Origin of the sequence: Pseudoalteromonas sp. SG44-1, assembly GCF_014164315.1 — a bacterium.
GTDB classification, from domain to species: domain Bacteria; phylum Pseudomonadota; class Gammaproteobacteria; order Enterobacterales; family Alteromonadaceae; genus Pseudoalteromonas; species Pseudoalteromonas rhizosphaerae.
Genome location: NZ_JACJEW010000115.1, coordinates 1 through 4,041, shown reverse-complemented (window position 1 = coordinate 4,041; position 4,041 = coordinate 1). Strand labels below are relative to the sequence as shown.

Below are 4,041 nucleotides of genomic sequence, written 5' to 3'. Positions count from 1 at the left end.
GCTCTGTTGTTTTTAAGCGATTCATAAGATCACAAAACACCATGAATGTTCCCTCGCTTCCCACATTTTTTAATACTATTAGTTCATTGATATATAAAGGCTAATTCTGGGGATACTTTAGCGTTTTAGCTGTGCTTCAGGTTGATTTAATAATTCAATCATAGGATTTTGTGCAGTGATTTTTGCTTTAAGAGCAAAGCCGATCAATAACCCTGCGATAAAGCCACCGATATGAGCGCCATAATCGATACCATCAGGTGCTGCAATCATGCCATAAATATTGATCCCTAACCAAATTACAAAAAACCACACTGCAGATAATTTCTTTTGATAAATGATAAACATAAAAGTAAGGCTGGCGTGCCTAAACCACATTAAGTACATACCAAATAGCCCTGCAATTGCGCCGCTAGCCCCGACACTTGGAATAATCGAGCTGGGATCAACGATAAAGCTAGCAAAAGACGCTGCCAAACCGCATACCATATACCATATTAAAAACTTTTTATGACCTAATACGTCTTCGAGGTTATCGCCAATAATGTATAAAAAGTACATATTACCAATAAGGTGCATTACTGAGCCGTGTAAAAATACACAGGTAATCACACTCCATAAATGTTCGCCTTGAGAGATCTTACTTGGATTCATTGCAAACAATTCGAGGGTTGCACTGAATGCCCCTGCATTGAAAAAATACAAGGCAAAAACAATGGCATTGAGTGCAATTAAACTGCGAGTAACCCACGGCGTTTGTTTTGGCTTTAGGTTATATTCAACGGGCATTTGCGTTAAAAATTGAAACAGATAAGTTTTCCAACTAACTTTTTGGTTTAGCTTGTCTAGGCTTGCTTTGAGCTCAGGACTGTTTTCAACGCTTTCTAATTGATTTTTTTCAATCCAACTACCATCACAATGACGGCAAACATCAATTTCGGTATGAAAATCTTCGAGTAAATGAAAGCGCTCAAGGTTCTTATTGCAATCAGGGCAGTCTAGTCTTGAAATACCTAATGATTTACCAAAATGAGTCTCGTATTTTTCACCAATAGGACCTTCGTTGATTTCGGCAATCATCCGGTTAACTTCGTTTTTTTCAAACCATAAGCCACCGCATTCGCGACAGATATCTATCTCTTCACCTTGATAATGAGTAACATCCAAAGGGTGATCTTTGCAGTGAGGGCAGCGTTTAGTTGGCATTATCAGCGTCCTTTAATGAGCCGATAATAATATCGTTTTGTTGTAATTCTTGTTGTAAATTTAATGCACTAGTTTTTAGTTGAGGTAATGTTTGTTGCTCAATACTATCGGCAATTTGGTCTAGTTCAATAGACGCTTGTCGCGCAGACATTTTACGCCTTAACGCCGCTTCAATTACACACTCAGCACAACTATAAAAACGACGAATTTGTGTTAAAAATATACTCGGCGTTTCAAGTGTTGTGAACAAGTACTGCATGGTATGCCAAATATATTTTTCAAACGTGGGCTTATTATACTCAAGCTCACTCGTATGTGGGCTTTGTACTAAAAGTAACGAATAGCGTTTTATATTCTCTAAATTATCATATAATGAAGTATGCAAATAATAGTTATCTTCCATTTTACTATAGGAATCAAATTTAAGCACTTGCTCTAAACCGCTTTTCGCAGCTAGGTAAACACCAAAGATAGTTGAAACTACTAAAAGCACTTGATTCAACCAAAAAATAGTGCTTTTTAGCTCTTTATTATCAACTATTTTAAGTGCGTTAGGTATTCGTGTGGAGATTTTATTTAAGCTGTCAGAATAGTTTTGTGATGACTCCAAAATTAATATCCTTATTCTTTACTGTCCATTTAATGAGCGCAATAGAATACGGGTATTTCTTTAATGCGACAATAACTTTGTATGTAAACTATACTTAATTTTTAATAAAGATAACACAAAGTGATGATGGCAAGAATACACTTGCCACCAGGGGTACTATAACGCAGATTGGCTTGCTTCAATTTGATCTAATTCGATAGTCAGGATCGTTTTCTTGTCAACAGTAACCCACTTTCTATAGGTTAAGTAACCATCTTTAGTAACTTCGATGTCGTATTTACCTTCATCGAGTTCAATACCAGCTTCGTATTTCGGCTTTATATTCATAATGCGAATACGGGCGTCATCAGGAGAAGTAATAACAGTCAATGATATTGCACTGTTAACTTCTTCTGCGACAACAACTGGTTGTTCAACTGGGGCTGCCTGTTGTTCAACTTTTGGGCTGCTTGAACAACCTGATAGCATCACTATAGCAACCAGCGCACTTAATTTTTTCATAATTACTCCATTAAATTGTTCATTATAAACATCTTTGTTTATATCACTTTTAGCAACGAAAAATCATGGAGTAACAATAGGAAGGATTATATTTCTACTAGAGTCTTCCATGACTTTTATATTTACTTTAACTATAAATCAAATGGCATTTTAGTATGTATAAGGATGAGGTTCAAATCATAGTTGCAAAAAATACCAGTTTTTCCTTGTTTTGTTATATTTATAACAATAAAAGAAACAATTTCATTATGATTATGATAAATATTAGCTTAGAGCTTTACTCTTTTTAAGCTTAGCAAATCGTTGCCATGTACCCCAGATTGAAATAGTCACAAGCAGAAATACCGTGATGTAAAAGGCCATAATAGCCACTTTGATCATTAGTAAACATGCGATAATAATGGCGAAGATGATCGCGATACGAATAACCGGGCTTTTGATAAATTTACTTGAAAAAAGTAAGGCGGTTAGGCTTAGCTTGCTACGGGTGTTTTTCTTAACATCCATGTTTTTTGTCCTTAGTGTTTTTGTATTAGAGTAATTTACTTATTTAAGTTAGTGCGTATTTTGTGCAGTAATAACGTCATCATCGTGATTGTTACGCTCAAAGTTGAGATTAAATTGGCCTTGGCGATTAATGGTAAAAATAGCGCGTGTCCAGTTTTCGGGTTGCTGCTTTGTGGCTTTATCAAATACTTGTTTGAATAAATTGACTATCTCGTCTTTCACGGTAATTGGCTGTTCACTTGAGTCATCTGCTGTTTGATAATGGGCTTTGCATTCAAGTACGTTTTCATCTTCGCAATTTAAAATGAGTTGTGCTTTAAGCCACGGCTCATTAATTTGCTGATAAAGGTACTGACCGAGTTGTTGTGGGATGTTTGTAATGTCAGGTTTCATGTGCTGTCCTTAGTATTATAAATGAGCTTTAAATTAAATGATCAAACATAAAGTTTGTAAATATATGTCAGCCGAAAGACATCGCATTAAGGAATTTTTGGAAATTATCAAAAGCTTTGTAAAAAACAGGCGATAATTCTTCAGATTCATTATGATCCCATATTACTACTTTAGGATTTATTGCATCTTCTTTGAAGTCTAGGCATAAAAAATCACCACCAAAAAGATAAGCAAAAGGTAAGGTCTCGGCTCCAACCAAGTCTTCGTTAGCTGTAAGTCTTTCCTCAATTTGAGCCATTACTACTTTAATTTCGTATTGCATCAGTCCACTATCGAGTTTTTCATCTTCCGAAACTATTAAAAATCTTTCCAATACCCGCTCTTCAGAGTTAATTCTTATAATAGCTTCCTCTGGGGATGCACCATTGAATTCTAAAATAAACTCTCTGTAGCTAATTGGTAAGTTAATATTAAAAAACATTTCTAATGAATATAGCTCATCATGTGTTACTGAAACTTTTTTCTTTAAGTCTAAGTTTTTCATTAAGTTATGTGTGCCAAATAAAGCTCGTTTAAGTCCTCAACTAATCACATTTGCATACAGCGTTATTCGTACTGCTTAATAGCGCCACGTACCATAGAAGCCATATCAATAATTTCCATATCCCCCATGTCGGCAATTAAATTCAAATGGGCAAAAAAATCGCACTTTTCAATATTCTTGATTTTTTTCTCGCCACCCATAAATAAAAATGGCGCAAAGCCGTACACTTCATCAGCATTGAGTGGGCCATGTTTTTTTAATGCCGCAGGAAAAAGTGGTTTCT

7 protein-coding genes are annotated in these 4,041 nt (G+C 35.4%); all 7 read right to left on the bottom strand.

The annotated features are described in order from the left end of the window. Window positions 1–117: 117 nt before the first annotated feature. Complete coding sequence (locus tag H5187_RS22780) at window positions 118–1,203, bottom strand: rhomboid family intramembrane serine protease (RefSeq protein ID WP_182798403.1); 1,086 nt, start codon at window positions 1,201–1,203, stop codon at window positions 118–120. Beyond that, a complete protein-coding gene (locus tag H5187_RS22775; RefSeq protein ID WP_259399263.1) occupies window positions 1,193–1,813 on the bottom strand; it encodes a hypothetical protein in 621 nt (206 codons plus the stop codon). The genes H5187_RS22780 and H5187_RS22775 overlap by 11 nt, the downstream gene beginning before the upstream one ends. 156 nt (window positions 1,814–1,969) lie before the next feature. Next, a complete protein-coding gene (locus H5187_RS22770) occupies window positions 1,970–2,314 on the bottom strand; it encodes a PEGA domain-containing protein (protein WP_182719054.1) in 345 nt (114 codons plus the stop codon). Window positions 2,315–2,578: 264 nt separating this feature from the next. Beyond that, window positions 2,579–2,821, bottom strand: a complete 243-nt coding sequence (locus H5187_RS22765) for a hypothetical protein (RefSeq protein WP_182740460.1) — start codon at window positions 2,819–2,821, stop codon at window positions 2,579–2,581. A gap of 48 nt (window positions 2,822–2,869) precedes the next feature. Further along, window positions 2,870–3,214, bottom strand: coding sequence for a DUF600 domain-containing protein (locus H5187_RS22760; protein WP_182740459.1), 345 nt, complete (start codon window positions 3,212–3,214; stop codon window positions 2,870–2,872). A 67-nt stretch (window positions 3,215–3,281) separates the two neighbouring features. Beyond that, a complete protein-coding gene (locus H5187_RS22755) occupies window positions 3,282–3,758 on the bottom strand; it encodes an SMI1/KNR4 family protein (protein WP_182719051.1) in 477 nt (158 codons plus the stop codon). Between the two features lie 62 nt (window positions 3,759–3,820). After that, window positions 3,821–4,041: T6SS immunity protein Tdi1 domain-containing protein (locus H5187_RS22750; protein ID WP_182798402.1), on the bottom strand; the 221-nt coding region annotated here is incomplete at its 5' end.